This is a genomic window from Streptomyces sp. NPDC059524 (genome assembly GCF_042749255.1).
Lineage (GTDB): Bacteria > Actinomycetota > Actinomycetes > Streptomycetales > Streptomycetaceae > Streptomyces > Streptomyces xanthii.
The window spans coordinates 1-5,064 of record NZ_JBHYTK010000274.1 but is presented as its reverse complement, the minus strand read 5'-3'; the positions used below and the strand labels follow the sequence as shown (position 1 = coordinate 5,064).

Sequence of the window (5,064 nt, the reverse complement as noted above, 5' to 3'; positions counted from 1 at the left end):
GTTCCCCGCGCCCCTGGGAAGGCTGCGCCTTCCTCGGGAAAATGCGACCCGAAGGGTCTGCATTTCAGGGGCGCGGGGAACTGCGCGAGAAGCCCCACCGGCCCGCACCCGGCGACGAGACCCGCTACGGCAGGGCCAGCATCCGCTCGAGCGCCAGCTTCGCGAACTGCTCCGTCTCGCGGTCGACCTCGATGCGGTTGACCAGCTGCCCGTCCGCCAGGGACTCCAGGGTCCACACCAGGTGGGGCAGGTCGATGCGGTTCATGGTCGAGCAGAAGCAGACCGTCTTGTCGAGGAAGACGATCTCCTTGCCCTCGGGCGCGAAGCGGTTGGCGAGGCGCCGGACGAGGTTCAGCTCCGTGCCGATGGCCCACTTGGACCCGGCCGGGGCCGCCTCCAGGGCCTTGATGATGTACTCCGTGGACCCGACGTAGTCCGCCGCGGCCACGACCTCGTGCTTGCACTCGGGGTGCACCAGCACGTTCACACCCGGTATGCGCTCGCGCACGTCGTTGACCGAGTCCAGCGAGAAGCGCCCGTGGACCGAGCAGTGCCCGCGCCACAGGATCATCTTGGCGGCGCGCAGCTCCTCGACGGTCAGCCCGCCGTTCGGCTTGTGCGGGTTGTAGACGACGCAGTCGTCGAGGGACATGCCGAGGTCCCGCACCGCCGTGTTGCGCCCCAGGTGCTGGTCCGGCAGGAAGAGGACCTTCTCACCCTGCTCGAACGCCCAGTTCAGCGCGCGCTCGGCGTTGGACGACGTACAGATCGTGCCGCCGTGCTTGCCGGTGAACGCCTTGATGTCCGCCGAGGAGTTCATGTAGGAGACGGGCACGACCTGCTCGGCGATGCCGGCCTCGGTCAGCACGTCCCAGCACTCGGCGACCTGCTCGGCGGTGGCCATGTCGGCCATCGAGCAGCCCGCGGCGAGGTCGGGCAGGACGACCTTCTGGTCGTCGCCGGTGAGGATGTCCGCCGACTCGGCCATGAAGTGCACACCGCAGAAGACGATGTACTCGGCCTCGGGCCGCGCCGCGGCGTCCCGCGCCAGCTTGAAGGAGTCGCCGGTGACGTCGGCGAACTGGATGACCTCGTCGCGCTGGTAGTGGTGCCCGAGCACGAACACCTTGTCGCCGAGCTTCTCCTTGGCCGCGCGGGCCCGCTCCACCAGGTCCGGGTCGGAGGGCGAGGGAAGGTCGCCAGGACACTCCACACCGCGCTCGCTCTTGGGGTCGGCCTCGCGGCCGAGCAGCAGCAGAGCCAGGGGAGTGGGGGAAACGTCCAGGTCGACAGGGGCCTGGGGGGTCTGGGCCGTGGTCACGTCACGCACCCTTTCTCATCTACAGAACGACTTTTCGTCGAAATGACGCTATCTATCATACGTGGTTCACGTCAGTTTGACGACACTCATCGTGTCGATGTGACGCAATCCGCCTCGGCCGTCCCGTGCCCCGGCCGCGAGCCGTGTGCGAGCATGAAAGAAGAAGAGCGACACCCGGAATGGATCCGGGCCTTTGCCGGTTGCAATGGTCGGCAAGCAGTCTCCGTACAACCCGGGAGAGATGTAGATGTCCGTATCGGACGAGACCACCACCGTCAGCGACGGCATCATCCTGAGCGACGCCGCCGCGGCCAAGGTCAAGGCTCTGCTCGACCAGGAAGGCCGCGACGACCTGGCGCTGCGCGTCGCCGTTCAGCCGGGTGGCTGCTCCGGTCTGCGCTACCAGCTGTTCTTCGACGAGCGCTCGCTCGACGGTGACGTCGTGAAGGACTTCGGTGGCGTCAAGGTCGTCACCGACCGCATGTCCGCCCCGTACCTGGGCGGCGCCTCCATCGACTTCGTCGACACCATCGAGAAGCAGGGCTTCACGATCGACAACCCGAACGCCACGGGCTCCTGCGCCTGCGGCGACTCGTTCAGCTAAATCCGGCGGGCACAACCGGCTGAAGCTGCGCGACACGCGTGATGGCCCGGCCCCCTGCGACAGGGGGCCGGGCCATCGGCGTTCTCCGGCGTGCTCTGCGGGCGCGTCAGCCGCGCGGCGCCGGCTTCACCCCGCCCGGACCGTTCTGCTGCGCGACCCGCACCTCGTGCCCGTCCGAACCGACGACCTTCCGCCCGTCCAGAGGCCCGTCGAGCGTCACGTCCAGCGTGTAGAACTTCGCCATCATGATGCAGACGGTGCCCTTCTTCTGGGTCGCGGTCACCTTCACCGACACCCGGTCCTTCGACTCGTCGACCGTGGCCCGGTACGTCGCGCACACCCCGCCCGTGAAGTGCAGCGTCAGCTTCTTGCCGTCCTCCTCGTACCCCGACACCCGCACGTCACGGGTGTCCGTCCCGGACTCGCCCGGCGACGCGCTGGGCCGCGGACTCGGCGCCCCCTCCGGAGGCGTCGCGGCCGCGCTCGACGGCGCCACCAGGAACTCCGGCGCGACCGCCGGGTGCGTCACCGTCGTCGGCTCCGTGGCCCCGGCCGGCTTCACCTGGAACAGCCACGACGGCACGAGGATCTGCCGCCCGCCCGAGTGCTGCGCGGCCAGGCCGAACGTGGCCTTCGTGACCTCGGTCGTCGAGGACGCGGGCGGCCGCGGCGAGGACGGCGTGCATCCGGTGCCCTGCTGATCCGCGCCCCCACGCTCCAGCGGCACCGCACTCGCACACCCGCCGACGGCGACCCGGTCACCGGACGCCGAGCCGTTCATCCGCTTCAGCGTCTGCTCGGCGCTCGCCGTCGGATACGTGTCGCCCTTGACCGGAGCCTTCAACTGGCCGCTGCCGCCGACCACTTGACCGTCCGCGCCGACCTGGATCCCCGTCGACCAGCCGTACGTGGGCAGGCCGCCGACCACCGGATCCGCGTTCACCACCCGCGTCGCGCCCATCAACTGGGCCGCGTCCAGCTTCGCGTCGTCCTGGCCCAGCGCCTTGAGGACCGGCGCCGCGGCCTTCTTCGCGGCGGCCTCGCTCACCGCGTCCTTCTCGCTGCCGGAGCCCACCGGATCGGGGCACTTCGCCACGCCCGCGCACTTGTCGCCCGCCGACGGCGCGTGCAGCGCGTACGTCCACGTGCCCGGCGCCGCCCGGTTCACCTGCAGCGACGGGCCCGAGCCGTCCTTCGCCGGGCCGAGCCGCCAGGCACCGTCCGTCAGCTTCGGCGTGCCGTCGATGTCGAGCGCCTTGCCGAGCGCGCTCACCTCGGCGGCGCTCACCTCGCCCTCGGCCCGGTACACGGGCGCGTCACCGGGGCCCTTCGGCAGCGGCACCGTCGCCCGGTACGTCGTCCCGTTCGGGTCCGGCTCACCCGGCGCGATCCCGTTCGACGTGCCCGGGTCGCCGCCGGCCGCGTACCCGTCCAGGGCGAGCGGCGGGGGAGTGCCGTCACCGGCCGGGCCGGCCGGGGAACCGGCGCCGTCCTTGTCGCCGGACGCGCTCGTCGCGAGATACGCGCCGCCGCCACCGGCGAGGAGGACAGCCGCGGCGACCGAGGCGACCGCCAGCGTCGTACGCCGCCGGGACCGGCCCTGCGTCTGTTCTTCGGTGCTCACCGCATCGCTCCTTCGACTGCCGCCGTGCGGGGGACAGCGATGTGACGCGGCAGGGGAGCGAGTGGTTCCCTCAGTCGCCGAAACCGGCCATGGAGTCGATCAGCCGGGCGGACGAAGCGGGCACCACCACCCCGGTGATCCGCGCCGACAGCGGCCCCGCCGCGACCGGAGCCTTCCGCTCCGTCTCCCACGGCGCCAGGGGCGTCACCCAGTGCGGAACCATGCGGGCGCAGTCGACGCGCAGCGCCGCCAGCCCGTCCTGCGTCAGATGCGACACGTCGTACGTCATGACCGCACCGTATGCACGACAGGTCACACGAAAAAAGGCCTACTATCGGGTAGTTTCCGCACTTCAGGCCCGGTCCCCGACCGGGTAGCGTGAAGCGTCAACCCCCTCCCTCCTCAGGAAGCGTGACCTCGCCGTGCGAATCGCAGTCACCGGCTCCATCGCCACCGACCACCTGATGACCTTCCCCGGCCGCTTCGCCGACCAGCTCGTCGCCGACCAGCTGCACACGGTCTCCCTCTCCTTCCTCGTCGACAACCTCGACGTGCGCCGGGGCGGCGTCGGCGCCAACATCGCGTTCGGCATGGGCCAGCTCGGCACCGGCCCGGTCCTGGTCGGCGCGGCCGGCTCCGACTTCGACGAGTACCGCGCCTGGCTCGACCGGCACGGCGTGGACACCGCCTCCGTCCGGATCTCCGAGACCCTGCACACCGCCCGCTTCGTGTGCACGACGGACGCCGACCACAACCAGATCGGCTCCTTCTACACCGGCGCCATGAGCGAGGCCCGCCTCATCGAGCTCAAGACCGTCGCCGACCGCGTGGGCGGCCTCGACCTGGTCCTCATCGGCGCCGACGACCCGGAGGGCATGCTCCGCCACACCGAGGAGTGCCGCAGCCGGAACATCCCGTTCGCCGCGGACTTCTCGCAGCAGATCGCGCGCATGGACGGCGAGGAGATCCGCACGCTCCTCGAAGGCGCCACGTACCTCTTCTCCAACGAGTACGAGAAGGGCCTCATCGAGTCGAAGACCGGCTGGAGCGACGCGGAGATCCTCGCCAAGGTCGGCCACCGCGTCACCACGCTCGGCTCGCGCGGGGTCCGCATCGAGCGGGTCGGGGAGGACCCGATCGAGGTCGGCGTCCCGGAGGAGAAGGCGAAGGTCGACCCCACCGGTGTCGGCGACGCCTTCCGCGCCGGGTTCCTGTCCGGTCTCGCCTGGGGCGTCTCGCTGGAGCGCGCGGCCCAGATCGGCTGCATGCTCGCCACCCTGGTCATCGAGACCCTGGGCACCCAGGAGTACGAGCTCCGCCGCGCGGCTTTCATGGAGCGCTTCAAGAAGGCCTACGGTGACGAGGCTGCCGCCGAGGTCGAGGGTCACCTGAGCTGAGGCCTCGCCGGCGGCGCCGTGGACCTCCGGGTGAGATCGGCCCCGTAAGGGGCGCGGGGAACTGCGTGCTCAGCCACAGAAATGCCGCGGACGCGTCTGCTCATGCACCGAGCAGACG

At 70.6% G+C, this 5,064-nt stretch carries 5 protein-coding genes; 2 read left to right on the top strand and 3 right to left on the bottom strand.

Translation table 11 applies throughout. From position 1 onward, the window contains the following. Positions 1–124 precede the first annotated feature (124 nt). Positions 125–1,330, bottom strand: a complete 1,206-nt coding sequence (nadA, locus tag ACFW9D_RS37825; RefSeq protein ID WP_188339347.1) for a quinolinate synthase NadA — start codon at positions 1,328–1,330, stop codon at positions 125–127. Between the two features lie 238 nt (positions 1,331–1,568). Between nadA and ACFW9D_RS37820 the strand changes: the two genes are divergently transcribed. Next, positions 1,569–1,925 (top strand): iron-sulfur cluster assembly accessory protein, encoded by a 357-nt coding sequence (locus ACFW9D_RS37820; RefSeq protein ID WP_028805207.1) that lies wholly within the window; start codon positions 1,569–1,571, stop codon positions 1,923–1,925. 106 nt (positions 1,926–2,031) lie between these two features. Here the strand turns inward: ACFW9D_RS37820 and ACFW9D_RS37815 are convergent, their stop codons facing one another. Together ACFW9D_RS37815 and ACFW9D_RS37810 are read right to left on the bottom strand one after the other, a co-directional pair. Beyond that, positions 2,032–3,549, bottom strand: a complete 1,518-nt coding sequence (locus tag ACFW9D_RS37815) for a hypothetical protein (protein WP_188339348.1) — start codon at positions 3,547–3,549, stop codon at positions 2,032–2,034. A gap of 70 nt (positions 3,550–3,619) precedes the next feature. Next, a complete protein-coding gene (locus tag ACFW9D_RS37810; protein WP_384629965.1) occupies positions 3,620–3,838 on the bottom strand; it encodes a hypothetical protein in 219 nt (72 codons plus the stop codon). A 133-nt stretch (positions 3,839–3,971) separates the two neighbouring features. Between ACFW9D_RS37810 and ACFW9D_RS37805 the strand changes: the two genes are divergently transcribed. Further along, positions 3,972–4,946 (top strand): carbohydrate kinase family protein, encoded by a 975-nt coding sequence (locus ACFW9D_RS37805; protein ID WP_384629963.1) that lies wholly within the window; start codon positions 3,972–3,974, stop codon positions 4,944–4,946. Positions 4,947–5,064: the final 118 nt, after the last annotated feature.